Below are 25,882 nucleotides of genomic sequence, written 5' to 3'. Positions count from 1 at the left end.
CACTGCTCCGGCGCATACTAAGCGGTCGCTTGCCTGTGTGGGAACAACCCTCGGGCGACCGGTTCGGCCGTCCCACGACATGAGAGTGCGCCCGGCCCCGCCCGCGAGGGGTGCGGGGGCGCCGGGCGCACGGCCGGGCGGGGGCGCTACTTCCCCACCACCACCTCGGCGACCTGCGGCGCGACCGTGCCGGTCCGCCAGGCCAGGCGCACCGCGTCGGCGGTCCGCCCCGCGGTGTCGACGCGGGTGTACGCGCCGCGGAGCGCGCCGACGGTGTGCCAGGTGCCGTCCGCCTCGCGCAGCTGGATGTCGGCGGCGGCCCCGGCGGAGCCGGCCGGCCGCAGGACGGTCACGGAGCCGACCGCACGCGCGGCGACGAGGTCCACCTCCAGCGACTCGCCCTTCTCGGTCGCACGCGCCGCCCGGTAGACGGTGGCCGGGTCGCCGTCGGCGGCCGCGCGCAGCGAGGAGCCGGTGGCGGCGGGCGGGTTGCCGGTGACCGCGCCGTCCGTGGTCGCGACCTGGAATTCGCGGACGACGACCCAGCTGGTCTGCCCGGCGGTCGCCCGGGCCCGTACGTAGCGCGCCTTGGTTCCGGCGGGCGGGGCCGCCGTGACGTCGGGCTTGCCGGACAAGTCCGCGAGCTTCTGCCAGGTCTGTCCGTCGTCCGAGTACTCCAGGACCCCGGCGTGGATGTAGTCGTCGGTGCTTCCGGGCTTGGCCATGGCGAGCGTGATGTCACCGATGGCCCGCAACTCGCCGAGGTCGACGGTCAGCTGATCGCCGGCGGCGGGCGCCCCGTCGCTCCAGAAGTAAGTGGAGTCGTCCCCGTCGAGTGTCCGGGCGACGGTGTTGCTCTGGTACGTGCCCAGGCTGGTCGAGGCCGTGGGCCTGCCGCTCACCCCGAGCAGCCGGTCGTACTCGGCGGTGGCCGCGTCGACGAACCCGTCCAGCTGCCCGTCCCCGACGAGGACCGGCACCTTGCGGCCGTCAAGCCCGGTGTACGTGAACGAGGCGGCCCGCTCGACCTGTGCGGGCAGCTGCTGCCGGAGCTCCCAGGCCTGGGCGCCCTTGCCGGCGCGGGCGGCCTCGACCATGCCGAGAGCGGTGCGGGCGGCGGTCGCCCAGGACTCGGTGGCGTCCAGCCAGGGGCCGGAGTCCTCGATGAAGCCACGGTCCGGGATACCTGCGCGCAGCCGGGCGGGGGCCGCGCCCAGCGAGGTCAGGACGGAGGTGAGCCGCCCGGCGTCCCCGGACTTCCAGTAGCGGGCGAACTCTGCGGACAGCTCCGGCGCCTTGTCGGTGTTGAGCGCGGAGCTGTAGTTGACGTCGGCGAAGGCGCGCAGTGCCTTCTCGGTACGGGCGTCGCCGCCCGCGTACTCCTTGAGGCCCTTGCCCCAGGACTCGCGCGGGTCGTAGGCCGCGTCGTTCCAGGCGTAGTCCGCGACGGTGTACAGCGAGAGTTTCGAGGCGTACGGCTGGATCATCGGGTTGGCGGTGATCCCGGCGAGCCGCCCCGGCAGGCCCTTCTCACGGCCGTTGAACGGGCCGAGCAGGAGGCGGTCGGTGGCGTAGTCGTTGACCGGGTAGTTGTCCCAGGTCAGGATCGGGTGCCCGAAGACCTTCCGGGCCGAGTCGGCCTGCGCCACCGTCATGGTCGGGGCGACGACGCCGACGCCGGTCCACTCGACGAGCACATTGGGGTCGAGCTGTTCGGAGAGGGCCGTCTTGTACTCCGAGGAGCTGACGTTGTAGTACTCGGTGGGGACCATCTGGAGCGGCTGGGCGCCGGTGTGGGTGGCGATGAACTCCTGGTTGACCCGGTTCAGCAGGTGGGCCTGGGCCGCGCCCGCCGCGCCGCCGCCGGTCCCCCACTTCTGCTTGTCGGCGTCGCAGTTCCAGTTGGTGTAGCTGATGTCGTCGAGCGGGACCGCGAAGGTGCGGACGCCGATGTCCCACATCGTCTGGAACTTGTCTACGAGCGCCTTCACGTCGGCGTCGGAGCTGTAGCAGACCGAGAGGCCGGGCGAGAGCGCGTAGGTGAACTCGACGTGCCGCCGGGCCGCCCGGTCGGTGAGGTCCTTGATCTGGGCCAGCCGGTCGGCCGGGTACGGCTCGCGCCACTTGGCCCGGAGGTAGTCGTCGTCCTTGGGCGAGTACACGTAGATGTTCATCTTGTGCTCGCCGTAGTAGTCGAGCTGGTCGAGGCGGGCCTCGTGCGACCACGGGGTGCCGTAGAAGCCCTCGATGACCCCGCGCAGCGCGGTTCCGGGCCAGTCGCGCACGGCGAGGCCGGCGACCTTGCCTCCCGGCTGCCCGCGGTGCGGCAGGACCTGGCGGAGGGTCTGCGCGGCGTAGTAGGTGCCGGTGGTGTCCTTGCCGGCGAGGACGATCCGGCCCGCGCCGATCCCGAGTACGTACCCCTCGGCGGGCAGTGCGGAGGGGCCTTCGAGCTTCTGGGCGGCCAGGGCGGCGGGGTCACCGACGTACACGGTGAGTCTTCCCGGGGCGGGCCGCTTCGCGCGGACGACGTGCCGGGCGCCGGCCTCCCGCAGGGCCGCCTCCACCACGTCGAGCGTCGGCCCGTCGGCCGTCCCTCCGGCGATGAGGGTGACGGTGGGGGTGACGATCACCCGGTCCGTGCGGTTCTTCACCGACCTCGGGGTCGGGGTGATGGCCGGGGTGTCCTGGGCCTTGGCCGGGGCGCCGGCCGAGGCGCCGACCGGGGCGCCGACCGGGGCGCCGGCGGCCGCGTGGGCGGACGGCCCGGCGGCCAGCAGGCCGCCGGCGAGCATGGTCGCCGCGGCGGTGAGTGCGGTGATGCGGGGCGGGCGAGGCGTCACAGATCCTCCATTGGTCACTCAAGTCACCAGAGTCGCGCAACACAACGAGACTGAATTCAACATCTTGGCGCTTGCATGTCAATGGTCTGGACAACATCAATCCGCTGACCTGCGGTTTCTCCCCCGAAATCCACACTCCTGCATCGAGGAGCGAGGGCACTCACCCCGCCCGGGGTCAGCGGGCGAAGAGTTCGAAGGTAACGGCCGGGCGGCCGCCGAAGCGCTCGGCGGCCGCCTCCGCGTTGCCGGTGAGGAAGCTGCGGCAGTACGTCTCGGGGTCCTCGTCCGTAAGCACCTCGATGTAGGTGCGGTGGGCCAGAAGGGACTGCACGGACCGTTCGAGACCGGCGGTGGCGTCCACCGCGTGGGTGGGCGTGGACGATCCGGCCACGGCCACCCAGCGCACGCCGCCCCACGGTTCGAGGCCCTGCTCGGTCAGCTCCGGGAAGATCCAGCGGTTGCCCGCATCCGCGGCCGCGTCGAGAGTCGCGCGCCCGACCGCGCGGTGGTCGGGCGTGTTCCAGGCGACCCCGCCCCAGGTGTCGCGGTGGTTGAGCGTGATCACCAGCTCGGGGCGGTGCCGGCGGATGGCCGCCGCGATGTCGCGGCGCAGCGGGACGCCGTACTCGATGACCCCGTCACGGTGGTCCAGGAACTCGACGCGGGAGACGCCCACGGCGGCGGCGCTCGCGCGCTGCTCCTGTTCGCGCAGCGGCCCGCACCTCTCCGGTTCGAGCGTGTCGATGCCGGCCTCACCCCGGGTGGCCAGCAGATACGTGACATCACGCCCGCCGTCGGTCCACCCGGCCACGGCCGCCGCGCAGCCGTACTCCAGGTCGTCGGGGTGGGCGACCACGGCGAGTGCGCGCCGCCAGTCCTCGGGCATGGGCTTCAGCTGCTCGGTCATGTCGGCAGGCTAACCGGCAAGGAGGCCCGAGGCCCGTGACACGACCGGTTCAATACCCCGAGGGGTATCCTGGGCCGTCCGGGGCAGGAGAGAGCGAGTCTCTGCTCCACCCGGTGAACGAAAGGAAACACAGCTCGTGACCAGCCTCGTATCCCTCTCCCCCACCCAGGCCGCCGCCCGCCTCGCGGAGTTCACCGTGATCGATGTGCGGGCCCCCGGCGAGTACGCCGCGGGGCATGTGCCGGGTGCGCTGAACATACCGCTGGACCGCCTGTCCGACGCGGTGCCCGCCCTCAAGTCCGCCTCGGCCCGTGGCGCCCTGCTCATGGTGTGCGCCTCGGGCGTCCGCTCGACGCGGGCCTGCGACATCCTCTCGGCGGCCGACATCGACGCCGCGACGCTCACCGGCGGCACCTCCGCCTGGGAGAACGAGGGCCACGGCCTGGAGCGCCCGGAGGGCGGGCGGGCGACCTGGCCGATGGAGCGCCAGGTGCGGCTGGCCACCGGCTCCCTCGTGGTGGCCGGGCTGCTGGCCGGCATCAGGTACCCCGCCGCGCGCTGGCTGTCCGCGGGCATCGGCTCCGGTCTCGTCTTCTCCGCGGTCACCAACACCTGCGGCATGGCGGCGGCCCTGTCGAAGCTCCCGCACAACCGCGCCCCGCGCTCGGCGGCGGACCTGAACGCGACACTGGACGCCCTCCAGGCCTGAGAAAGAACCGCACGGGGGCCGGTCGCAGGCGGTGGTGCGGCCGGCCCTCCGCGTACCGCGAGGTCTCAGACCTCGTCGCGGACCACGGCGAGCAGCCGGTCCAGCACGCGCGGCCCGCCCGCGCGGAGTCCGTCGTGCTCGAACTCGTCGGTGACCCAGGTGCGCAGCCCGCGGATCGTGGCGGCGGTGCGCAGGGCGTGGGCGGTGTCGACGTACATGTCGTCGTGGTAGACGGCGGCGGCCACCGGGACCTCGTTGGCGGCAAGGCGCTCGGGGTCGTACAGCGGCTCCCAGTCGGTGCGGGCGGCGAGCAGTTCGGCCGTCTCGCGCAGCGGGCGCAGCGCCGGGTCGACCTCGAAGTGCCAGGGGTGGATGGACTCGCCCGTGAACAGGACGGGCCCGTCGCCCTTGAGCGCCGTCGCGGCGTCGAACTGCGGGAACTCCTCACGGACCCGCTCCGCCGCCCAGGCTGTGGGGCGGCCGCCCTGGCCGTAGATGGCCTCGTGCATGAGGGCGTACAGGGGGTGCCCGGCGAATGAGGTCGCGGTGCGCATGGCTTCCTGGAAGGTGTCGGAGAGCTCCGTGCCGTGCGGGGTGCGGACGAAGGCGTTCTCCAGCAGGTAGTGCAGCTGGTGGCTGCCGCTGCCGCCGCCGAGCAGGATGCCGAGCGACTGGAAGCCCTCGGGCGTCAGCCGGTGCCCGGCGCTCTCGGGGCGGTGCTCCGCGAGGTGAGCGGTGATCTCCCGGGCGCGTTCGACGTCCTGCGGGTAGCGGGCGTAGTGCGCGGCGACCTTGCGTTCGATCCGGGGGTACGCGGCCCGGTAGACGCCGTCCGCGTGGGCGTCGAGGGAGGGCAGGCCGCCGGTGATCAGGACGGTACTGAGGCCTTCGGGAGCGGCCGAGAGGTAGCGGACGGCGCAGAAGCCGCCGAAGGACTGGCCGAGGACCGTCCAGGGCGCCCCGCCGGTCAGCTGCGGGCGGATGAGCTCGCAGTCCCGCACGATGCTGTCCGAACGGAAGTGCGCGAGGTAGTCGGCCTGCTCGCGCGGCCCGCCGCGCAACGGGAGGGTCTGCCGGTTGGCCGGGGTGGACAGGCCGGTGCCGCGCTGGTCGAGGAGGAGCACCCGGAATTCCCGTACCGCCCGGCCGAGCCAGGCCTCCGCGCCGGTGAAGCGCCGGGCGCCGAAACCGGGGCCGCCCTCCAGGTAGAGCAGCCAGGGCAGCTCCTGGCCGGCCCTGGAAGCGGCCACGATCTCCCGGCCGAAGACCTCGATCTGCTCACCGCCGGGGTCGGCGTGGTCGAGCGGGACGGTGAAGTGACGGTCGGTGAGGACGAGGCCGGGCTGACGGTAGCTGTTCAAGGGTGCTCCTGGATCGGACGGTTCCCGGACAGTTCAGCACACCGGTGTGCCCCGGACGGTCGCGGCCCGTGTGCGGCGCGGGCGTCCGGCTCCTACCGTGCAGTCATGATCCGGTTCGAGCAGGTCGGCAAGGTCTATCCGGACGGTACGGCCGCGGTCGACGGGCTGTCCTTCGAGGTCGCCGAGGGAGAACTGGTCACCCTGGTCGGCCCCTCGGGCTGCGGCAAGACCACCACGATGATGATGGTGAACCGGCTGATCGAACCGACCTCGGGCCGCATCCTCGTGGACGGCCGGGACATCGCGAAGACCGACCCGGTGAAGCTGCGCCGCCGCATCGGCTACGTCATCCAGCAGGTGGGGCTCTTCCCGCACCGCACGGTGCTGGACAACACGGCGACGGTGCCGGCGCTGGTCGGCTGGAAGCGGTCCAGGGCGCGGGAGCGCGCGGCCGAACTGCTCGACCTGGTGGGCCTGGACCCGTCGACGTACGGTTCGCGCTACCCTGCCCAGCTCTCCGGCGGCCAGCGGCAGCGGGTGGGGGTGGCGCGGGCGCTGGCGGCCGACCCGCCGGTGCTGCTGATGGACGAGCCGTTCGGTGCGGTGGACCCGGTGGTGCGCGAGCGGCTGCAGAACGAATTCCTCAACCTCCAGTCCAGGGTCAGGAAAACCGTCCTGATGGTCACCCATGACATCGAGGAGGCGGTGCGGATGGGTGACCGGATCGCGGTGTTCGGCCAGGGGTGCATCGAGCAGTTCGACAGCCCGGGCGCGGTGCTCGGCGCCCCCGCGACGCCGTACGTAGCGGGGTTCGTCGGCGCCGACCGGGGGCTGAAGCGGCTGTCGGTCACCGCGATCGAGCCGGACGATCTGGAGGAGCCGCCGGTGGCCCGCCTGGACGAACCGGCCGGGGCGGCGGCGGCCCGGCTGGGCGCGGCGGGCTCGCGGTGGGCGGTCGTGCTGAACGCCGAGGGTGAGCTGCACGGCTGGGTGTCGGCGGACGCGCTGCGGATCGCCGGGGACCAGGGCACGGTGGGTGAGCTGGCGCGCCGGATGGACGCGTGGGTGCCGGTTGGTGCCCCGCTGAAGCAGGCGTTCAGCGAGATGCTCCAGCACGACGCCGGATGGATCGCGGTGCTGGACGGGTCGCGGTTCCTCGGGGTGCTGACTCCGGCGAAGCTCCATGAGGCCCTGCGGCGTTCGGTGGACGCGGACGCGCAGGGCGTCGGGCGCGACGAGGTGCGGTTCGACTCGGTGGCGGACGCCTGACCGGCGCCCCGGGCCCCGGTCCGCTGGGTGGTCTCGTGATCCGGCCCGTAGCGCTCGTGATCTCACCCGTCCTTGCCGGGGATGAGGTGCTTCGCTCGCAGGTAGGTGCGGGCCACGTCCTCGGGCAGCCGCCGCCAGTTGTCCACCTGTTCGTTCAGCCGGGCCAGGTCCGCGGTGGTCAGTACGGTGTTGAGCCTGCCCAGCGCCTTGCGCACGCCTTCACCGCCGGCGCGGGACCGGTTGACGACGGGGACGAGGTAGTCGGCGTTCTGGAGGTTCTTGTCGTCGGCGAGCAGGACGAGTCCGAAGTCGTCCAGGGTGGCGTCGGTGGTGGTGGTCAGCACCATCTGGTCCCGGCCGCTCTGCACGGCCTGCTTGGCCTGGGTGGTGCCGACGCCCTTGGGGTCGACCGCGGTGATGTCGATCCCGTACGTCTTCTCCAGGCCGGGCGCGCAGTAGGGGCGCTGGACGCATTCGTCGCCGGCCGCGAGCCGTACCGGAAGGCCCGACCGGCCCAGGTCGCTGAGCGTCTTCAGGTGGTGCTTCCGGGCGTAGGCGGCGGTGACGGCGAAGGCGTTCTGGTCGACGGCCTTGCCGGGGTCCAGGACGGTGAGGCCGCGGGGCGCGGCGAGGGCGCGCAGGGCCTTCATGGTGGCGGCGAGGTCCGGCGAGCCGACGGGGGCGGCGTCGGCCCCGTTCCTCTTGGCGTTCAGCCAGTCGGCGAAGGTGGCCGCGTACTCCGGGACGACGTCGATCCGGCCGTTCTCCAGCGCGGGTTCGTAGATCTCCCGGTTGGTGACGGAAATGATCTTCGTGGAGTATCCGGCGCGGCCGAGCAGCAGGGCGTACATCTGGGCGAGGAGGTCGCTCTCGCTGAAGCCCGCGGAGCCGATGGTCAGATGCTTGCTGTCGCCGGGCGGGGCGGTGACCTCGCCCTGGTCCTCCAGTGCGGGGCCGGTGGAGCAGGCGGTGGCCGCCAGCAGCGCGAGCGCGGCGAGCAGGCGCCCGGCCCTCACCCGGTCTCCCCCGTGCGCAGCCCGAGCCGGCTCGGCGCGAGCCGCTGCGCCGCCTCGAAGACCCCCTCGACGAGCAGCGCGAACACGGCGACCAGGACCGCTCCGGCGACCACCTGGGCGGTGGAGGCGAGGTTGAACCCGGCGGTGATGATGCGGCCCAGTCCCCCGCCGCCGGCCAGGGCCGCGATGGTGGCCGTGGCGACGAGTTGGACGGCCGCGATGCGCACACCGGTGAGGATGAGGGGCAGGGCGAGCGGCACCTCTACCTGGAGGAGCAGCTGCCGGCCCGTCATGCCCATGCCCCGTGCGGCGCGGACGACGTCCTGGTCGACCTCGCGCATGCCGACGTAGGCGTTGGTGAGCAGCGGGGGCACCGCGAACAGGACGAGCGCCACGATGGTCGGGCCCTCGCCCCAGCGGCCGACGGGGGTGAGCAGGAGCAGCACCAGGACGGCGAAGGTGGGGACGGCCCGTCCGATGTTGGAGAGGTTGACGGCGAGCGCGCCGCCCTTGCCGAGGTGGCCGAGCACCAGGGCGACGGGCAGGGCGATGAGGCAGCTGACGAGGAGGCAGACGGCGGTGAGGTAGAGGTGCTGGCCGAGCCGGGTCCAGATGCCGTCCTGGCCGTGCCAGTGCGCGGAGGTCGTCAGCCAGGACCAGGCGTCCAGGAGGGTGTTCACGACCGGCTCCTGGTCCACGGGGTCAGCAGGCGTTGCAGCAGCAGGAGGAGCAGGTCGGCGGCGACGGCGATGACGACGCACAGGACGGAGGCGGTGAGCACCTGGGCCTTGAAGTAGGTGTTCATCCCGGAGTAGATGAGGTTGCCGAGCCCTCCGTAGCCGACGATCGCGCCGACGGTGACCAGGGAGACCGCGGAGACGGTGGCGATGCGCAGGCCGGCCATGGCGGCGGGCAGGGCGAGCGGGAGTTCCACGGCCAGGAGCAGCCGTACGGGTCCGTAGCCCATGCCCCGCGCCGCCTGCCGGGTCTCCTCGGGCACGGCGCGCAGTCCGGCGAGGACGTTGCGTACGAGCAGGGTCAGCGAGTAGAGGACGAGGCCGGCGACGACGAGCGAGGCGGACAGTCCGTATACCGGCAGCAGCAGGGAGAACATGGCGAGCGAGGGAATGGTGTAAAGGATCGTCGTGACCCCGAGCACGGGCCCGGCCGCCCAGTGCCAGCGGCGGGCGGCGAGGGCGAGCGGGAGTGCGAGGACGAGGCCGATGAGCACGGCCACCGCGGTCAGCTGCACGTGTTGCAGGACGGCGTCCCAGAGGATGTGCCGACGGGAGCTCAGGTAGGCGCCGCAGACCCACTCGTTGCGCGCGAGGCAGTCGTCGGGGGGCGCGGTCACCCGTCCATTGCAGCCCGCGCGGCGGGGATGCGCGCGTCCTGATCGCCTGTTCGGGGCGCGGTGACCACTGGCCACCGCGTCGGAGTGCGGGTCAGGAAGCGGCGGCTGCCCGGTCGAGGATCGCGGTCGGTTCGTCGGGCCGCGAGTACATCGGCCAGTGGCCGGTGTCCGTCGTGACCAGCTCCCACCGCTCGCCGGCCGGCAGCCGGGCCACGTCCTCGCTCGGTTCCGGGCCGTCGAGGAGGCACTTGACGTACGTCGTCGGCAGTCCGCCCGGTGGACGGTTCAGCACGGCGGGGTCGCTGAGCGAGGCACCCGGGTGCGGCACCGCATCGTGCACGATCCGCGCGAGCTGTTCGCCGGTGAGTCCCTGGCCCTCGAAGTCGGCGGCGGCCGGCGGGGCCCAGAGGCCGCCGTTGCCGTCCAGCTGGGCCCGGAGCGCGGCCGGCCCCTGCCACCAGCTGGAGACGAACGACGCGCCGTCGGCCGGGACGTTGGCATCCACGTAGACGACACGGGCCGGCCGGTCGCCCATGCGCTCGGCGGCCTGGCCCACGGGAATGCCCGAGTAGCTGTGGCCGACGAGGACGACGTCGCGCAGGTCCAGGCGCTCCACCTCGTCCACGATGTCGGCCACATGGGTCTGCCGGCCCACCGGCCGCCCCTTCTTGTCGCCGAGCCCGGACAGGGTCACCGGGTGGGCGCCGTGGCCCGCCGCACGCAGCCCGGGCACCACGTCGTCCCACGCCGAGGCGTCCAGCCAGGCGCCCGCCACCAGTACGAATGCAGTCATGCGGGGACACCGACCGAGGGGTGTGACAACGCCGTCGGGCGCGCGGCCTCAGCCCGCGCGTCCGGGGGGCGCGGGCTCCTCCGCGTCCGCCGCCGGCCGAGCGTCCGACCCCTCCGCACGACGGTCCAGGATCTCCAGGACACGCTGCCCCCACCGCAGGTTCTCCTCCTCGAAGGACCGGCCGCGCATCAGGGTGAGATAGGGGCCGATGCGCTCGGCCGCGGCGATGAAGGCGGCCTCGTCGCGGCCGGCCAGCAGGCGTTCGCGCAGCCGCTCGTACCGGGCGAGCTTGGCGCGCGCCCACTCCATGCGCTCCTCGACCGAGGCGCGTACCGCGTCCCGGTCTCCGATGTCGACGGCCCGGGTCATCACCAGGAGCTCGTCCCGGATCGCCGTGGGGCGGGGCGCCTCGGCGGTGAACGCGCCGAGCGCGTCGCGGCCGGCCTCCGTCAGGGTGAACACCCGCTTGTTCGGCCGGCGCTGCTGCTCCACCACGCGCGCCGCGATCAGGCCGCCCTCCGCCAGCCGGTCCAGTTCCCGGTAGAGCTGCTGCGGCGTGGCGGACCAGAAGTTCGCCACCGAGACGTCGAAGACCTTGGCCAGGTCGTATCCCGACGCCTCGCCTTCGAGCAGGGCCGCCAGGATCGCGTACTTGAGTGACATCTGGACACGCTAACACCGGTGTGACTAATCTCGTCCGCACCTATTCAACAAGTTGACTACGGAGTTCGGCATGCTTCCTTTCCGCAAGGCCGTCGAGGCACACGATCTGGCGGCGGTCGAGGCGACTCTGGCCGAGGAGGTCGTCTTCACCAGCCCGGTGGCGTTCAAGCCCTACGCCGGAAAGCCGGTCACCGCCGCGATCCTGCGCGCCGTCTCCGAGGTGTTCAGCGACTTCCGCTACGTACGGGAGATGGCGAGCGCGGACGGGCGCGACCACGCGCTCGTCTTCACGGCGAAGGTCGGCGACCGGGAGATCACCGGCTGCGACTTCCTCCACCTGAACGAGGCGGGCCGGATCGACGACCTCATGGTGATGGTCCGGCCGCTGTCCGCCGCACAGGCGCTGGCCGCGGAGATGGGGGCGCGGTTCGAGCGGATCAGCCGCGAGGCGGCGGCCGGCTGACCGGCCGGAGACGCCACGGGAAGCGCGGCATGGCGGCGTGCACCGCGATGTCGGGCACAAGGCATGGGCGTATTGTCCGATTATGGACAATGTCGGGCTTGCCAAGGACTCCGCGGAGGATCTCCTGGACGCGGCGGTGGCGTGTGCCGTGCGGGAGACGGGGGCCGCGGTGGCCATGCTGTACCTGCTGCCGCCCGGCGGCTCCACCCTTCGGCTCGCCGTGCTCGCCGGGGTGCCGCCGGAGCTCGCCGACCCCTGGCTCAGGGTGCCGCTGTCCGCTCCCATGCCGGTGTCCGACGCGGTGAAGGACCGGCATCTGGTCTGGCTGGGCAGCCAGGAGGAGCTGGCCCGGCGGTATCCGCGTCCCGCGCTCGTCCTTCCGTACCGTTTCGCGCTGGCGGCCGCGCCCGTCCTCGCGGGGACCACGGCTCTCGGCGGTCTCGTGCTGCTGTGGCCCGGCTCGCACCCCCCGCAGCTGACGCCGCGGGAGCGGGCGGCGGTCCGCGGCTGCTGCGACGACGCCGCCCAGGCGTTGCACGAGGCGCGGGAAGCGGGCCGGCCGGTCACGGCCGCCGTCGGGCCCCGGGTGCTGCCGCCGGTCACCGCGGCGCCGCCCGCCCCCGCCGAGGCGGTCGCCGCGGCCGACTTCGTCGCCCGGCTGCCGGGCGGCTGCTGCACCCTGGACACGCACGGCCGGATCACCTACCTCACGGACGCCGGCGCCGCCCTGGTCGGCGGGCGCGCGGACGAGCTGGTGGGAACGCTGCCCTGGGAGTCGCTGCGCTGGCTCGCCGATCCGCACTTCGAGGACCGGTACCGGGGGGCCATGATCAGCCGGGAGCCGATGTCCTTCACCGCCCTGCGACCTCCGGACCAGTGGCTGTCCTTCCGCCTCTACCCCGACGCGTCCGGCATCAGCGTGTACATCACTCCCGTCAGCGCGCCGCACGCCCCGGCGGCGCCCACGGCCGCGGGCGCCGCCGCGTCGCCGAGCGCCCCGGGCCGGGCCGTCGCGCTCTACCACTTGATGCACCTGGCCGCGACCCTCACCGAGGCCGTCGGCATCCGGGACGTGGTCGAGCTGATCTCCGAACAGCTCGCGCCCGCCTTCCGCATCCAGGCCCTCGCCGTGATGACGGCGGCGGAGGGGCGGCTGCGGATCGAGGGGCACCGCGGCTTCAGCGCCGCGCTGATGGAGTGCTTCGAGGGCGCGCCCCTGACCTCGCACGCCCCTGTCGCACACGTCCTGACCACCGGGGTGCCCGCCTTCTACCGCACCTTCGACGAGTTCAGGCGCGCCTTCGAGCCCGCCTCGCTCCAACAGGGCCTGGCCGCATGGGCCTTTCTGCCGCTGCTCGCCTCAGGACGCGCGGTCGGCACCCTGGTGCTCGGCTACGAACGCACGCGCCCCTTCGAACCGGAGGAGCGGGCCCTCCTCACCTCGATCGCCGGGCTGATCGCCCAGGCCCTGGACCGGGCCCGCCTCTACGACACCAAGGAGCAGTTGGCCCACAGCCTCCAGGCCCATCTGCTCCCGCACACCCTCCCGGCGATCGACGGCCTGGACGTGGCCGCCCGCTACCGGCCACCCGGGGCATGGGCATCGGCGGCGACTTCTACGACGTGATCCGGCTGGACGCCAACACCGCCGCCGCGGCCATCGGCGACGTGCAGGGCCACAACGTGAAGGCCGCCGCCCTGATGGGCCAGGTCCGTACGGCGGTGCACGCCTCGGCGGGGGCGCCGCCCGCCGAGGTGCTTGAGCGCACCAACCGTCTGCTCGCCGATCTCGACCCCGGCCTCTTCACCAGCTGCCTCTACGTCCACCTGGACCTGGCCGGCCACCGCGCCCTGCTGACCACGGCCGGTCATCCGCCGCCACTCCTGCGCCATCCCGGAGGACAAACCGAGGTGCTGCGGCTGCCTCCGGGCCTGCTGCTCGGCATCGACCGGGCGGCGCGCTACCCGACGACCGAGATCCCGCTGCCGCCCGGCGCCGCCCTCGCGCTGTACACCGATGGTCTGGTGGAGGTTCCCGGCACCGACCTCGACGAGTCGACGGCGGCGCTCGCCGGCCAGTTCACCCGGGGCGCCGGCCGGTCCATGGACGCCCTGGCCGACAGCCTCGTCCGGTACGCGAAGCACGCCACGCCGGGCAGCGACGACATCGCGCTCCTCCTCATCAAGGCACTGGAGAGCCGGGGCGGTTGACGCGCTCCCCCTGCCGACAAGGGCGTTGATACGATCACCGCCCCATGGACAGCAGCAGCGAGATCCCGATGGTCGCCGTTCCGGCTGGCCGAGTCACCCTCTCCGACCGCCGCACTCAGGCCAGTTGGGAGGTGGAGCTGTCCCCGTACCGGCTCGCCGCACACCCCGTCACGCAGGACCTGTACGCGAAGGTGACCGGCGAGCGGCCGAGCAGCGCGCGGGGCGGCCGGCTGCCCGTCGAGGGCGTCTCCTGGCTCGACGCGGTCCGGTTCTGCAACGCCCTGTCCCGGCAGGAGGGCCTGGCACCCGCCTACCGCATCGGCGCGGCGGCACAGGACACCGGGTGGGACGGGTCCGCCGACGGGTACCGGCTGCCGTCCGAGGCGGAGTGGGAGTACGCCTGCCGCGCCGGTACGGCCACCGCGCGGTACGGGGAGCTGGACGAGATCGCCTGGCACCGGGGCAATTCCGGGGAGCGGCCGCACGAGGTCGGCGAACGGGAGCCCAACGCGTGGGGGCTGTACGACACGCTGGGCAACGTGTGGGAGTGGTGCTGGGACGTCTACGACGCCGAGGTGTACGGCGGCTACCGGGTGCTGCGCGGCGGCGGTTGGTTCGACGAGCGCTGGAGCTGCCGGGCCTCGGTGCGGCGGCGCAGCCACCCGACGTTCCGGATCGACGACACGGGGTTCCGTCTCGCCCGTTCGGCCGCGTGCTGAGCCCGGAGCGCTCCGGCCCGGTCGTGGGCGGGGCGCCGGGTTGCGGGCCGCCGGTGGGTGGCCTTGACTGGAACGAGGTGGGTGATTCCCTACCTCCCCTCCCCCGGTCTGGGGTGAATACCGTGCTGTTCACCGACCGCGCCGACGCGGGCCGGCGGCTCGCCGAAGCGCTCGGCCCCCTCGCGCAGAGCGACCCCGTCGTGCTGGGCCTGCCCCGCGGCGGGGTGCCCGTGGCCTTCCGCGTCGTCCAGGAGCTCGGCGCCCCGCTCGATGTGATCGTGGTCCGCAAGCTCGGCGTCCCCCACCACCCGGAGGTGGGCTTCGGCGCCATCGGGGAGGGCGGGGTACGGGTCATCAGCGACGACATCGTGCGCCGGGCCGGGGTCTCGGAGGCCGACATCGTCGCCGTCCAGCAGGCGGAGGAGGCCGAACTGTCGCGCCGGGCGCGGGCGTTCCGGGGCGACCGGCCGCGCGTCCCTCTCGAAGGGCGCACGGTGATCCTCGTGGACGACGGCATCGCGACCGGTGCGACGGCCCTCGCCGCCTGCGCGGTGGCCCGGGCCCAGGGCGCTGCCCATGTGGTGCTGGCCGTTCCGGTCGCACCGCCCTCCGCCGCCGCCCGGCTGCGGGAGGAGGCGGACGAGCTGGTGTGCCTGTCGGCGCCGGACGGGTTCTCCGCGGTGGGCGAGTGGTACCGGGACTTCGACCAGACGCCGGACGAGGAGGTCGTGTCGCTGCTGGAGAGGGCGACGCGGCAGTCCGGGAGCCGGGCGTCCAGCGACGTACTGGTGGAGGCGGGCGGGGTGGCCCTGCCCGGCAATCTCACCCGGGCCGGTGACACCGGGGCGCTCGTGGTGTTCGCGCACGGGTCCGGCAGCAGCAGGCACAGCCCGCGCAACCGGTCCGTCGCCGCGGCCCTGAACCGGGCCGGCCTCGGCACCCTGCTGTTCGACCTGCTCACCCCCGACGAGGAGGCGGAGGGTTCCCACGTCTTCGACATCTCGACCCTCGCCGGGCGCCTCGTGGACGCCACCGCCTGGCTGCGGTTGCACGCGCCCGGCCCCCTCGGTGTGTTCGGGGCGAGCACCGGGGCCGCCGCGGCCCTCCAGGCGGCGGCCGTGGTCGGGGCGGAGCCCGGCGCGGGGATCGGCGCGGTCGTCTCGCGCGGTGGCCGGCCGGACCTCGCGGGCGCCCGTCTCGGCGAGGTCCGCTCCCCGACCCTGCTCCTGGTGGGTGGCCGGGACACGGAAGTGCTGGAACTGAACCGCCGGGCCCAGGCGCAGCTGCACTGCGAGAGCCGGCTCGACATCATCCCGGACGCCACCCACCTCTTCGAGGAACCGGGCGCCCTGGACGAGGTCGCCGAACGGGCCCGCGCGTGGTTCGTCAGCCACCTGGCGCCCGGAACCGCGTGACGCGAAGGAGCCCGCGCCACCGGGTCCGCGCGCTTTGGTGAACCGCGAAGCAACCCCGGCCGCGGATATGCCGTCTTGATCCACAGCAAGGCGGCACACCGCTTACCGCACGCCGCGCCCGACGACCCTCGCCCCTCCCCCCTCATGAGTACACGGGCCAGAGCACCCGACAACTATACGCTTCATGTATACATACAATGTATAGTTGCGGCCGGGCCGGTCCGCTCACGCGCGAAAGGCTCCCATGCACAGCAAGGCACTGGCGCCCGAATACCAAGGCGCCCTCACCAAGATGTCTGTGAACGCCTCCCTCACCGACGTACTGGCCGAGGGGATACGCCACATGGAAGCGGCCGAACGCTCCGGCTCCGCCCAGGAAGTGGCCCGGGCCGGGCTCGCCGTGGCCGAGGCGCACCGCCGGCTCGGCCACGTGGAGGACGCCGACCTCGCGTGGAAGGCCAGTTACCGCGCCGCCCGGTCGGCGGACGACGCCGGGGCGATGGCCTGGGCCCTGTGGAGCGGCGGGACGCTCGCCCGCCAGCGCGGCCGACTCCGCCTGGCATTCCGCCTGTTGGGCCTGGCGGCTGACATGGGCAAGAGGGGCGGGGACGTGGTCGCCCGCGGCTACTCGCTCGCCGGCCTCGCGGAGACCGGGCGCATCCAGGGCGACTACCGCACCGTCGCGGCACTGCACGAGCAACTGCTCGCCGAGGCCCGCGCACGCGGCGAGGCCCGCCACACCGTCTGGGCCCTGGAGGGCATCGCGCAGATCCACCGCAACACCGGATCGTTCGACACCGCCCTGGCGATGTTCGAGGAGGCCGCGCAGCTGGCCGGGGACGCCGACGACCGGCGGGGCCGGGCCTGGGCGCTGCGTGGCATGGCCGACATCATCTCCGTACGCGACAACGACCCGGACCGGGCGCTCGGCCTGCTAGCGGAGGCCGAAGTCGCCTGCCGCGAGATGAGTTTGTCGAGCGCCCTGGCCTACAACCACAAGATGCGCGCCAATGTGCTCTACCGCGCCGGACGCTACGAGGAGGCCAGGCAGGTCTACGAAGGGGCCCTGGAGGAGTTCCGTGCGATGACGGAGCCCCGGGGCGAGGCGCTGTCCCAACTCGGCCTGGTGAAGTCGCTCGCCCGGCTCGGGCGTGACACCGGTGAGACGGCCGCCGATCTGGACGCGCTGCGCGCCACGCTCGACGGGATCGGGCTGCTCAACGCCCGGGACATGGTCGACCGGGCGTACACGGAGCTCGGTGTGGAGCCGGCCGGTGACGTGGTGCCGGGTGCGGGCGGACGCCGATGACGCCTCCCGTGACCTCGTCGGCCACCGCGCCGCAGATACTCGCCCGCTGCCGCGGCCTGGTCCGCCCCGCGCTGTGCCGGGCCGTGCGCCAACTGCACCCCTGGCACGGCGAGATCACCGCGTTCTCGCTCGGCTGGGACGGGGTCGACGGCGGAGATGTGCCCGGCGCGCAGGGCAAGGGCGTCCGCCAGGCACTGGCCGTGCTCGGCGCCGAGGCGGTCGGTGCGAAGGCCCGCAGCGCGGTCGCCGGAGCGGTCGCCGTCGAGCTGATCCACACGTTCTCCCTCCTGCACGACGACATCATGGACGGCGACGAGACGCGTAGACGGCGCGCCACCGCCTGGAAGGCGTACGGGGTCGGGCCTGCGGTCCTCGCGGGGGACGCGCTGTTCGCGCAGGCCGTGCAGACGCTGGCCGACGCACCGGGCGGGCACTGCGTGCCGGCGGTACGCCTGCTCGCCGCGACCCTCACCGACCTGGTGCGCGGCCAGGCCGACGACCTGCTGTTCGAGTCGCGGCCCTGGACCGGGCCGGACGCCGTGCAGCCGCCCGAATACCGGCTGATGGCCGAGCACAAGACCGGCGCGCTGCTGGGCTGCGCCGCCGGTCTGGGCGCGCTGCTCGGCGGCGCCGGGCGCACGGAGGCCGACGCCCTCACGGCCGCGGGGCGGCATCTCGGGGTGGCGTTCCAGGCGGCGGACGACGTGCTGGGCATCTGGGGCGACCCCGCGGTCACGGGCAAGCCGGTGCACAGCGACCTCGGGCGCGGCAAGAAGACGTATCCGGTGCTTGCGGCCCTCGCCGCCGGCGGGCCGGCCGCGACGGAGCTGGGGGCGCTGCTGCGCGGCGGGCCACTGGACGACGGGGCCGCCGGGCGGGCGGCCGGTCTGATCGAGGAGGCGGGCGGGCGGACGGCCGCCACGGCGGAGGCCCACCGCCACCTGGAGAGCGCGCGGGCCTGCCTGCAGAGCGTCCCGCTGGTGCCGGAGGCCCTGGAGGAAATGCTGACACTGCTCCCGTACGTGGTCGACCGCGCCGGGTGAGGCACCGCGCGGTGGGCGGGGCGGTGCCGCCCCGCCCACCGGCCGTCAGGGGTGCATCGACGCGCCCTTGAGGATCTTGTCCACGGCGTTGCGGGGACCGTGCACGGCCAGACCCACGAGGTCCATCGCGTCCCGGCGCACCGCACGCACCGCGGCCCGGTTGTCCCGGTCGTTGCCCGTGGCGAAGAGGTCCGAGGTGAACACCGACAGGGGCACGCCCCGGCCGACGGCGCGGGTGTGGGCGGTCGTCAGCATCTCCTTCGCCCCCTCGAAGACCATCACCGGCTGACGGAACATGGGCAGATACGGGGTGTCGTCGGCGTCGGCGTAGGGCTCGCCGATCACGTCGGGGACCGCGGTGCCGAGGCCGCTGACCAGGAAGGCGGTGACGTTCAGCCGTTGCCAGGTCTCCAGGTCGTCCCGGAGCAGTACGGCGATCTTGGTGTCGAAGCGGACGGGGGCGGGGGCGGTGGTCTCAGCTGTCATCCCCCGAGCCTGCCGGGCCGCCCGGGGCCCGGTCTTGTACGAACTTTGCACGTCGGTGCGGAGGCGGGCCCGGCGTACGATCGGCACATGGCTGCCCGTCCGGACATCACCGCCTGGTGTCCGCCCGTGGAGGGAATCGCAGAGGTCTTCCACGCGCACTTCACCGACCACACCTACCCGATGCACACGCACGACGCGTGGACGCTGCTCCTCGTGGACGAGGGCATGGTGCGTTACGACCTGGACCGCCACGAGCACGGCGTACTGACCCACACGGTGACGCTGCTGCCGCCGCACGTCCCGCACAACGGCGGGGCGGCCACCGCGGAGGGCTTCCGCAAACGCGTCCTGTACCTCGACGTCCCCCAGGTGGACGAGCGACTGATCGGCCGGGCCGTGGTCCGGCCCGTCCTGCACGATCCGGCGCTGCGCAGCCGCATCGACAGCCTCCACCGCACCCTCGCGGGTCCGGGCGACGAACTGGAGGCGGCGAGCCGGCTCGCCCTGGTCTCGGAACGCCTGGAACAGCATCTGCGCGACCGTCTCGACCCCGCCCGCTACGTCCACGACAGCAAGGTCGCGCACCGGCTGCGGGATCTGCTGGACGAGAAGTTCGTCGAGGGCGTCACGCTCCAGGAGGCGGCCACCCGGCTGCATGCGCATCACGCGCACCTGGTGCGGGCCTTCAGCCGTGAGTTCGGCATGGCACCGCACCAGTACGTGACGGGCCGCCGGGTCGACCTCGCGCGCCGGCTGCTGCTGCGAGGAGTCCCTGCGTCGGCCGTGGCCGCCTCGGCGGGCTTCTACGACCAGTCCCATCTGACGCGCCATTTCAAGCGGGTCGTGGGCACGGGCCCGGGGCACTACGCCCGCACCCGCGGGGCGTGACGCCGGGCGCCGCGCGCTCCCCACCCTCTAGCGGCGCTCCAGGACGCCCCGGACGAAGGCCGCCTGGCCGGCATGCTGGAGGTCGTCCGACAGCACGCTCATCAGGCGCACCCCCAGGGTGACCGGCGGCGACCACGCCTCGTCCACGACGCGGTCCAGCGCGTGCGCGTCGAGGTCCCGGACGAATGCGAGCGTGTGCTCGTGGACGGCGTCGTAGTAGCCGAGGAGCAGGTCCGCCGAGCCCACGCGCACGGCCCCGACCTGCTCGCTGCTCTGCCCGTACCCGGTGGCCTCGGCGGTGAAGGGCAGATCGAAGCGGCCGGCCCAGTCCTGGGCGAACCAGATCTGTTCGGTGCCGGCCGCGTCCGCGATGTGGTCGTCCTGGACGCGGGTCAGATGCCACACCAGCCAGGCGATCGTGTTGGCACCGTCGTCCAGTCGGGCGTGGAGGTCGTCGGGTTCGAGCCCTTCGACGGCCGCGTGCACGGTCTCCCCGATGCGGGAGTATCCATCCGTCAGAATTTCAGAGACGTTCATGCTTTCACCTTGGCCGCTTCCTTGCGCCCGGGCGGCCATCGACACGCCCTGCGGCGGGCGCCGGCGGTCAGGAACCGGCCGGCGCCCGCCCGGTGCTCAGCTGTAGACGCCGAACTCCCAGAGCGAGTAGCCCCAGGCCGTGCCCCGCTGTGTGAGGACGAGCTTCACGTAGCGGGCGGTCTGCGCGATGTCGAGGTCGTCGGCGTCACCGTCCCCGTTGGTGGTGGTGTACACCGACCGCCAGGAGCCGCCGTCGTCCGAGACCAGCACCTCGTAGGACTTGGCGTACGCCGGGTCCCACACCAGCTGGAGGTGGCGGAAGGACTTCCGCTCGCCGAGGTCGACCTGGATGGACTGCGGGTCGCTCCAGTCGCTGGCCCACCGGGTGTCCATCCGCCCGTCGGTCGCCATCGCCGCGGTGCAGGGGCAGCCGCTGCTGCCGGTCTGTGCGGAGGTGGCGGTGGTGGGGCGGCCGAGGGCCAGGTTGGTGCCGCTGACCGGGGGCACCACGACCTTCACCGACTTGGTCTCGATACCGGCGTTGCCGTGCCCGTCCTCGGCCTGGATGTACACCTTCCACACACCGAGCCGCCCGGGCGCGGTCACCGCGAAGGTGCCGTTGCCGGTGGACCGCCAGGTGGCCTCGACCAGGCCCTTGTCGCCGGTCGCGTAGTTGCCGCTGAGGTAGATCTTGTACGTGATCGGGTCGTTGTCCGGGTCGCGGATGTCGGCCCGCACGGTGAACTCCTTGCCCGCGGGCGCCCCGCCGGCGTTCTGCACCGTCATGTTGCTGATGACGGGCGGGGTGTTGTCCCCGGCGGTGGAGCCGCTGTACGCCTTCTTCAGGGCGTAGTACGAGAGCCGCTTCTTGCCGTCGGGCACGATGTTGAACCAGACGCCGCCGAAGTCGTGCTCCGTTCCGTAGTGGAAGAAGGTGGCGCCCAGCGCGACACCCTGGTGGGCGGTGATGCAGTTCCACGCCTTGGTGTAGCCCTCGGCCTTCTGCACGTCGGTGGGCTCGTCCGGGATGCCGTTGGCGTCGTTCGGGACCTCCCACTCACCGGCCGGGCCGCCCTCGGTGATGATGTAGGGCTTGGTGTAGCCGCCGGCCTCCCAGGTGCCGCGCACCCCGCAGATGTCGCCGTAGGAGTTGACCGAGTACAGGTCGAGGTCGGGGGCGTTGCGCTTGTAGTACGGCCAGGCGCCCGTCCAGGCGTCGGTCGAGGTCACGGGGTGGTCGGGGTCGATGGTGTGGATCTTCTTCGCCACGTCGTTGACGAAGGTGGTGTACGCGTTGCGCTGCCTCTCCAGCTCGTCGCCGCTGTAGCAGTTCTGCAGCCCGAGAACCGACTCGTTGCCGACGTTCCACATGAGCACACCGGGGTGGCTCTTGTACGTGTCGACCCACTTGGCGAACTCGGTGAGGGAGGAGGACTTGTACGCGTCGTCGGTGAGGTAGTCGACGCAGCCGCCGCTGCCGGGGCCACCGCCGGGCTGCAGCCAGAAGCCGCTGACGACCCGGATGCCGTTGGCCGCGGCTGCGTCCAGGAGCGGCTTGGAGGTGCCGTCGGTGCCCCAGGTGCGGATGGTGTTGACGCCCATCGACTTCAGGTCGGGCAGGTAGCGCGCCGCGTCGTTGACGGACGGACCCCAGGTCAGGCCCTTGACCTGGTACGGCTTGCCGTCGACGGTCAGCTGCCAGTTGCCCTGCGATCCGGTGACGCGGACGGCTCCGCCGGTCGCCGGGGGCGTGCCGCCGGTGGTGCCGTACACCTGGAACTCCCACAGGGAGTAGCCGTATCCGCCGGAGCGGGCCGTTCCGTACATCCTTACGTACCGTCCGGAGCCGGTGACCGCCAGTTCGTCGGTGCCGCCGTCGCCGTCGGTGACGGTCTTCAGGGTGCGCCAGTCGGACCCGTTGTCGGACGCCTGGATCTCGTACGCCTTGCCGTAGGCGGCTTCCCAGGTCAGGACGACCCTGCTGAGGTCCGCGGTGGCGCCCAGGTCCACCTGGAGCCACTGGGGGTCGCTCCACTCGCTGGCCCAGCGGGTGCCGGTCAGGTCCCCGTCCACGGCGGCGGAAGCCGCGTAGCCGGCTCCCTCGTGGGAGGAGTCGGTCGCGGGTCTGCCCTGCGACAGCAGGGTTTCCGCGGCCCGGGCGTGCGTCGCGGTGAGCATCACCAGCGACGACGCGAGGAGGGCGAGAAGGGTGATCAGCAGCGTGCCCGTGCGGGGTCTCGCGGGCAGGGCTGCGCCGGGTCTGTGCACATTCTCTCCTGGCGGAAGAGTGCGGGACGGGTGTCCCGCGGCGAGTTGGGAGAGCGCTCTCCCAGGAGAGTGACGTGTACCCGTCCAGCTGTCAACGATCAGGACGTGCCCGGTGCCCCGGATCGCACGGGGAGGGCTACGGCACGAGGTCGCGTCCGGTCCCGGCGGGGCTTCCCGGGCGCCCGCCCACCCCCGCTGCCCGCGCGGCGGCATGCAGCGAGCGCAGGGCCAGCAGGAGGAACCCGATGTCATCGAGGTAGACGGGGTCCGGCAGCAGGTCCACGGGCGAGACGGTGTAGAGCACCGCCGCCCAGACCAGCGCCTTGTTGTGCAAGGGGACACCGGCCTCGGCCAGCAGTTTCCTGGCCCGCAGGACCCGCACCAGCAGGACTCCGGCGACGGCCACGGTGAGCAGCACGAGAATCGTGCCGATGATGATCCAAGCCGTCGTGTCCATGCTTCATCCTCCACCCGCCGGCCGGCGAAAGACCGCAGAACAGGGCATCCACGGGTGTGACACTGCCCTCGGTCCGTGCGACGGTCTCATTTCGGGCCGTGCGACCCGTGCGCCTGCCGGCGGCTGCGGCGCTTGAGCGCGCGTCGCTCGTTCTCCCCCAGTCCGCCCCACACCCCGGCGTCCTGGTTGTTCTCCAGGGCCCACCGCAGGCACTCCTCCCGCACGGGGCAGCCCCGGCACACCGCCTTGGCCTCCTCGGCCTGGACGAGCGCAGGGCCGGTGGTTCCGATGGGGAAGAACAGGTCCGGGTCCTCGTCGCGGCAGGCCGCGTGCATGCGCCAGTTCTCCATGGACTCCCACTCCTCACGATCGTGTGCGTTGCGTTTGCCTCGGTACGCTGCGGGTGACCGGCATTCGGCGCCCGAAACCCCTGCGGGCGGCCTCTTCGCGCGCCTCGAAGCTGCGGGGGCGGTGCGTCTGGGGCGACCATGGGAGACAGCGGGCCTGCTTCCGGGCGCGGTGACGGCATGGGAAGGATCGTCCGTGGGCGGCACTGATGACTTGCGGATCGGCTGGAGCGAGGCTCGCCGGGCGGGCACGCACCGGTCGCCCGACGGTGGCCTGCTCGACGTCCTCGGGGTCGCCGCCCTGGTGCTGGACACCCGGGGCCGCATCGTCCTGTGGAGCCCGCAGGCGGAACGGCTGCTGGGCTACTCGGCGCAGGAGGCGCTGGGGCGGTTCGCCGCCCGGGTTTTGGTCGACGAGGAGCACTTCGAGCTGGTGCTGCGTCTGTTCGGCGAGGTGATGAGCAGCGGCGAGGCCTGGGCGGGCGTCTTCCCCGTACAGCACAAGGACGGCACCACCCGGCTCCTGGAGTTCCGCAACATGCGGCTCCAGGACGACCGGGGCGAGTTCTACGCCCTGGGCCTGGCGGCGGACGGGGCGGTGCTGCGCCGGGTGGAGCGGGATCTGGCGCTGTCGGTGGGCCTGGTCGACCAGTCGCCGATCGGCCTCGCGGTGTTGGGCGACGACCTGCGGTATCTGGCGGCCAACGCCGCGCTGGAGCACATGGACGGGTTGAGCGCCGCCGAGCACCTGGGCCGGCGGGTGGGCGAGGCGCTGCCGTTCCTCGACTCCGACGGCATCGAGGAGGCCATGCGCGAGGTCCTGGACAGCGGGGTGCCCAAGGTCTCGCACCAGGTGGTGGGCCGCAGCCCCGCCGATCCGGAGTCCGACCGCGCCTGGTCGGTGTCCCTGTACCGGCTGGACGACTCCCGGGGCCGGGTGCTGGGGATCGCCGTGTCCCTGATCGACGTCACCGACCGCTACCGGGCGGCGGCCGAGGCGGAGCGGGCCCGGCAGCATCTGGCCCTGATCGCCGACGCCTCGGTACGCATCGGCACCACGCTCGACCTGGAGCAGACGGCCCGGGAGCTGGCCGAGGTCACCGTGCCGCAGCTCGCCGACGTCGCCGCGGTGGACGTCCTGGACAGCGTGTTGAAGGGGCGCCCGGGTTCGGCCGAGGGTCCGCTCCTGATCCAGGCCCTGGCCGTCGTCGCCGCACGGCCGACCCCCGTGGTGGAGGCGGCCGATCCGCCGGGCCGCGCCGCCCACTACGGCGCCGACCGCCTGATCACCCGCTGTGTGCGGACCGCCTCACCGGTACGGGAGCCCCATCTCGACGCGGAGAAGCTCGCCCGCATCGCCCGCGACGCCCGCTCGGCGGAACTGCTCGCGGAGGCCGGTGCCCACTCCTACCTGGCGGTGCCGCTGATCGCCCGGGGTGAGGTGCTGGGCGCCGTCGACCTGATCAGGACGGACAATCCGCTGCCGTTCACCGCGGACGACGAGGCGCTGGCCGGCGAGCTGGCCGCCAGGGCCGCGGTCTGCATCGACAACGCACGGCTCTACCGGCAGCAGCAGGAGACCGCGCTGACGCTCCAGCGCAGCATGCTGCCGCGCAACCGCCACGTCCCGGCGGACCTCGACGTGGTGTCCCGCTACCGGCCGGCCGCTTCGCGGTACGAGGTGGGCGGGGACTGGTTCGACGTGATCGGGCTGCGGGGCGGCAGGACCGCCCTGGTGGTGGGCGATGTGATGGGCAGCGGCATCAACGCGGCGACCACGATGGGCCGGCTGCGTACCGCCACACAGACGTTGTCCCGGCTCGACCTGGAACCCGGCGAGGTGCTGGGGCACCTGGACGAGATCACCGCCGATCTGGACCCGTGGTTCGCCACCTGCGTCTACGCCGTCTACGACCCGGGCGCCGGGCGGTGCCGGGTGAGCACCGCCGGACATCTGCCGCCGGTGCTGATCCCCGGGGGCGGTGCACCGGTGCTGCTGGATCTGCCGGCCGGGGCGCCGCTCGGGGTGGGCGGTGTGCCGTTCAGCGATGTGACGGTGGAGCTGGGGCCGGGCGACCGGCTGGTGCTGTACACGGACGGGCTGGTGGAGACGCGTGACGACGACATCGAGAGCCGTCTGGAGACGCTGCTGACCCTGCTGCGCACTGAGGACGCGTCGCTCGACGCGACGTGCGACCGGCTGTTGCGCGAACTGCGGGGCCCGGACGACCACGACGACGTGGCGCTGCTGATGGCCCGGGTCCGCACGTGACTGCGGGCGGTGGCGCGAGGTGCGCCGCCGCCCCGGGCCGAACGGTTTCTAGCGTGCGCACCCGCGCCGGGTGCGGCAGTGCGCCGAGGCGCGGACGCGGTAGCCGCGCCCGCCCAGGAAGCCCAGGCCGATGCCGAACATCCAGGCGTCCTTGGCCAGCGGGACACCGTTCTGGCTCGGCCGCAGGCTGCCCGGCTCGCGCATACCGGGGGTGCGCAGATAGAGGCCGAGGAGCCCGCCGGAGAACCCGGTGAGGACGAGGCCGGCGAGCCTGGTCGGTACGAAGGGGGCCAGCAGGGTTCCGCCGACCGCGATCTCGGACCAGGCGAGCAACCGGGTGAACCGGGCGGGTTCGAGCTTGCCGAGGAACGGATAGGCGGTGCTGGCCATACCGTGCAGCCCCTGGGCGGTCGCCTCGTCGGCCTTGAGCTTGCCCAGGCCGGAGTTGAGGATGAACGCGCCGGTGGCGAGACGCGGCGGGATATCGCGCGGTTCGGGCAACGGCATCATGGCGTGAGCCTCCACGGATCAGGTTGTCGGCCCCCGACCGAG

General features: G+C 73.0%; 23 protein-coding genes and 1 pseudogene. 10 read left to right on the top strand and 14 right to left on the bottom strand.

Going from position 1 to position 25,882, the window contains the following annotated elements; translation table 11 throughout:
• Positions 1 to 146 precede the first annotated feature (146 nt).
• Positions 147 to 2,843: a beta-N-acetylglucosaminidase domain-containing protein gene (locus E6P78_RS13220; protein WP_136203767.1), complete on the bottom strand. Its 2,697-nt coding sequence runs from the start codon at positions 2,841 to 2,843 to the stop codon at positions 147 to 149.
• Positions 2,844 to 3,018: 175 nt separating this feature from the next.
• Positions 3,019 to 3,750: a PIG-L deacetylase family protein gene (locus E6P78_RS13215; RefSeq protein WP_136203766.1), complete on the bottom strand. Its 732-nt coding sequence runs from the start codon at positions 3,748 to 3,750 to the stop codon at positions 3,019 to 3,021.
• Between the two features lie 136 nt (positions 3,751 to 3,886).
• On the opposite strand from E6P78_RS13215, the gene E6P78_RS13210 reads away from it, so the two are divergent.
• A complete protein-coding gene (locus tag E6P78_RS13210) occupies positions 3,887 to 4,459 on the top strand; it encodes a rhodanese-like domain-containing protein (protein WP_136203765.1) in 573 nt (190 codons plus the stop codon).
• A gap of 65 nt (positions 4,460 to 4,524) precedes the next feature.
• Here E6P78_RS13210 and E6P78_RS13205 read toward each other — a convergent pair whose 3' ends face one another.
• The gene (locus E6P78_RS13205) at positions 4,525 to 5,820 is read right to left on the bottom strand and encodes an alpha/beta fold hydrolase (RefSeq protein ID WP_136203764.1); all 1,296 of its coding nucleotides are present in this window, start codon (positions 5,818 to 5,820) and stop codon (positions 4,525 to 4,527) included.
• Positions 5,821 to 5,925: 105 nt separating this feature from the next.
• Between E6P78_RS13205 and E6P78_RS13200 the strand changes: the two genes are divergently transcribed.
• Positions 5,926 to 7,089 (top strand): betaine/proline/choline family ABC transporter ATP-binding protein, encoded by a 1,164-nt coding sequence (locus E6P78_RS13200; RefSeq protein WP_136203763.1) that lies wholly within the window; start codon positions 5,926 to 5,928, stop codon positions 7,087 to 7,089.
• A gap of 62 nt (positions 7,090 to 7,151) precedes the next feature.
• On the opposite strand, the gene E6P78_RS13195 is transcribed toward E6P78_RS13200, so the two are convergent.
• The 5 genes from E6P78_RS13195 to E6P78_RS13175 all read right to left on the bottom strand — a co-directional run bounded on the left by E6P78_RS13195 (position 7,152) and on the right by E6P78_RS13175 (position 10,915).
• The gene (locus tag E6P78_RS13195) at positions 7,152 to 8,105 is read right to left on the bottom strand and encodes an ABC transporter substrate-binding protein (RefSeq protein ID WP_136203762.1); all 954 of its coding nucleotides are present in this window, start codon (positions 8,103 to 8,105) and stop codon (positions 7,152 to 7,154) included.
• On the bottom strand, positions 8,102 to 8,785 hold the full coding sequence (locus tag E6P78_RS13190) for an ABC transporter permease (protein WP_136203761.1): 684 nt from the start codon (positions 8,783 to 8,785) through the stop codon (positions 8,102 to 8,104). The genes E6P78_RS13195 and E6P78_RS13190 overlap by 4 nt, the downstream gene beginning before the upstream one ends.
• Positions 8,782 to 9,459: an ABC transporter permease gene (locus E6P78_RS13185; protein ID WP_136203760.1), complete on the bottom strand. Its 678-nt coding sequence runs from the start codon at positions 9,457 to 9,459 to the stop codon at positions 8,782 to 8,784. The genes E6P78_RS13190 and E6P78_RS13185 overlap by 4 nt, the downstream gene beginning before the upstream one ends.
• Positions 9,460 to 9,550: 91 nt before the next feature.
• Positions 9,551 to 10,252 (bottom strand): alpha/beta hydrolase, encoded by a 702-nt coding sequence (locus E6P78_RS13180; RefSeq protein WP_136203759.1) that lies wholly within the window; start codon positions 10,250 to 10,252, stop codon positions 9,551 to 9,553.
• 48 nt (positions 10,253 to 10,300) lie between these two features.
• Complete coding sequence (locus E6P78_RS13175) at positions 10,301 to 10,915, bottom strand: PadR family transcriptional regulator (protein WP_136203758.1); 615 nt, start codon at positions 10,913 to 10,915, stop codon at positions 10,301 to 10,303.
• Positions 10,916 to 10,985: 70 nt separating this feature from the next.
• Here E6P78_RS13175 and E6P78_RS13170 point away from each other — a divergent pair, with 70 nt between their 5' ends.
• The 6 genes and pseudogenes from E6P78_RS13170 (at position 10,986) to E6P78_RS13145 (ending at position 18,075) form a co-directional block, all read left to right on the top strand.
• Complete coding sequence (locus E6P78_RS13170; protein ID WP_136203757.1) at positions 10,986 to 11,378, top strand: nuclear transport factor 2 family protein; 393 nt, start codon at positions 10,986 to 10,988, stop codon at positions 11,376 to 11,378.
• 82 nt (positions 11,379 to 11,460) lie between these two features.
• Positions 11,461 to 13,589: pseudogene (locus E6P78_RS13165) on the top strand (SpoIIE family protein phosphatase).
• A gap of 44 nt (positions 13,590 to 13,633) precedes the next feature.
• The gene (locus E6P78_RS13160) at positions 13,634 to 14,308 is read left to right on the top strand and encodes a formylglycine-generating enzyme family protein (protein WP_136203756.1); all 675 of its coding nucleotides are present in this window, start codon (positions 13,634 to 13,636) and stop codon (positions 14,306 to 14,308) included.
• 122 nt (positions 14,309 to 14,430) lie between these two features.
• Entirely contained in the window at positions 14,431 to 15,723 is a 1,293-nt protein-coding gene (locus tag E6P78_RS13155; protein WP_136203755.1) for a phosphoribosyltransferase, read from the top strand.
• A gap of 244 nt (positions 15,724 to 15,967) precedes the next feature.
• Positions 15,968 to 17,032 (top strand): tetratricopeptide repeat protein, encoded by a 1,065-nt coding sequence (locus tag E6P78_RS13150; protein ID WP_136203754.1) that lies wholly within the window; start codon positions 15,968 to 15,970, stop codon positions 17,030 to 17,032.
• Entirely contained in the window at positions 17,029 to 18,075 is a 1,047-nt protein-coding gene (locus E6P78_RS13145; RefSeq protein WP_136203753.1) for a polyprenyl synthetase family protein, read from the top strand. The genes E6P78_RS13150 and E6P78_RS13145 overlap by 4 nt, the downstream gene beginning before the upstream one ends.
• Positions 18,076 to 18,120: 45 nt before the next feature.
• Here the strand turns inward: E6P78_RS13145 and E6P78_RS13140 are convergent, their stop codons facing one another.
• Positions 18,121 to 18,561: a DUF2000 domain-containing protein gene (locus E6P78_RS13140; protein WP_136203752.1), complete on the bottom strand. Its 441-nt coding sequence runs from the start codon at positions 18,559 to 18,561 to the stop codon at positions 18,121 to 18,123.
• An 87-nt stretch (positions 18,562 to 18,648) separates the two neighbouring features.
• On the opposite strand from E6P78_RS13140, the gene E6P78_RS13135 reads away from it, so the two are divergent.
• A complete protein-coding gene (locus E6P78_RS13135; protein ID WP_136203751.1) occupies positions 18,649 to 19,449 on the top strand; it encodes an AraC family transcriptional regulator in 801 nt (266 codons plus the stop codon).
• A gap of 27 nt (positions 19,450 to 19,476) precedes the next feature.
• On the opposite strand, the gene E6P78_RS13130 is transcribed toward E6P78_RS13135, so the two are convergent.
• The 4 genes from E6P78_RS13130 to E6P78_RS13115 form a co-directional block, all read right to left on the bottom strand.
• Entirely contained in the window at positions 19,477 to 19,986 is a 510-nt protein-coding gene (locus E6P78_RS13130; protein ID WP_136203750.1) for a DUF664 domain-containing protein, read from the bottom strand.
• A 96-nt stretch (positions 19,987 to 20,082) separates the two neighbouring features.
• A complete protein-coding gene (locus tag E6P78_RS13125) occupies positions 20,083 to 22,254 on the bottom strand; it encodes a discoidin domain-containing protein (RefSeq protein ID WP_136203749.1) in 2,172 nt (723 codons plus the stop codon).
• 136 nt (positions 22,255 to 22,390) lie between these two features.
• Positions 22,391 to 22,711, bottom strand: coding sequence for a DUF1232 domain-containing protein (locus E6P78_RS13120; RefSeq protein WP_136203748.1), 321 nt, complete (start codon positions 22,709 to 22,711; stop codon positions 22,391 to 22,393).
• Positions 22,712 to 22,797: 86 nt separating this feature from the next.
• Positions 22,798 to 23,061, bottom strand: a complete 264-nt coding sequence (locus E6P78_RS13115) for a WhiB family transcriptional regulator (RefSeq protein WP_136203747.1) — start codon at positions 23,059 to 23,061, stop codon at positions 22,798 to 22,800.
• Between the two features lie 211 nt (positions 23,062 to 23,272).
• Between E6P78_RS13115 and E6P78_RS13110 the strand changes: the two genes are divergently transcribed.
• The gene (locus E6P78_RS13110) at positions 23,273 to 25,330 is read left to right on the top strand and encodes a SpoIIE family protein phosphatase (protein ID WP_136203861.1); all 2,058 of its coding nucleotides are present in this window, start codon (positions 23,273 to 23,275) and stop codon (positions 25,328 to 25,330) included.
• A 48-nt stretch (positions 25,331 to 25,378) separates the two neighbouring features.
• On the opposite strand, the gene E6P78_RS13105 is transcribed toward E6P78_RS13110, so the two are convergent.
• Positions 25,379 to 25,840 carry a hypothetical protein gene (locus tag E6P78_RS13105; protein WP_136203746.1) on the bottom strand — a complete coding sequence of 154 codons (462 nt, stop codon included), beginning with the start codon at positions 25,838 to 25,840 and terminating at the stop codon, positions 25,379 to 25,381.
• Positions 25,841 to 25,882 lie beyond the last annotated feature (42 nt).

This window comes from Streptomyces sp. A0958 (genome assembly GCF_004795035.1).
In the GTDB taxonomy this organism is placed as follows: domain Bacteria; phylum Actinomycetota; class Actinomycetes; order Streptomycetales; family Streptomycetaceae; genus Streptomyces.
This window is presented reverse-complemented; position numbering and strand designations above follow the sequence as displayed.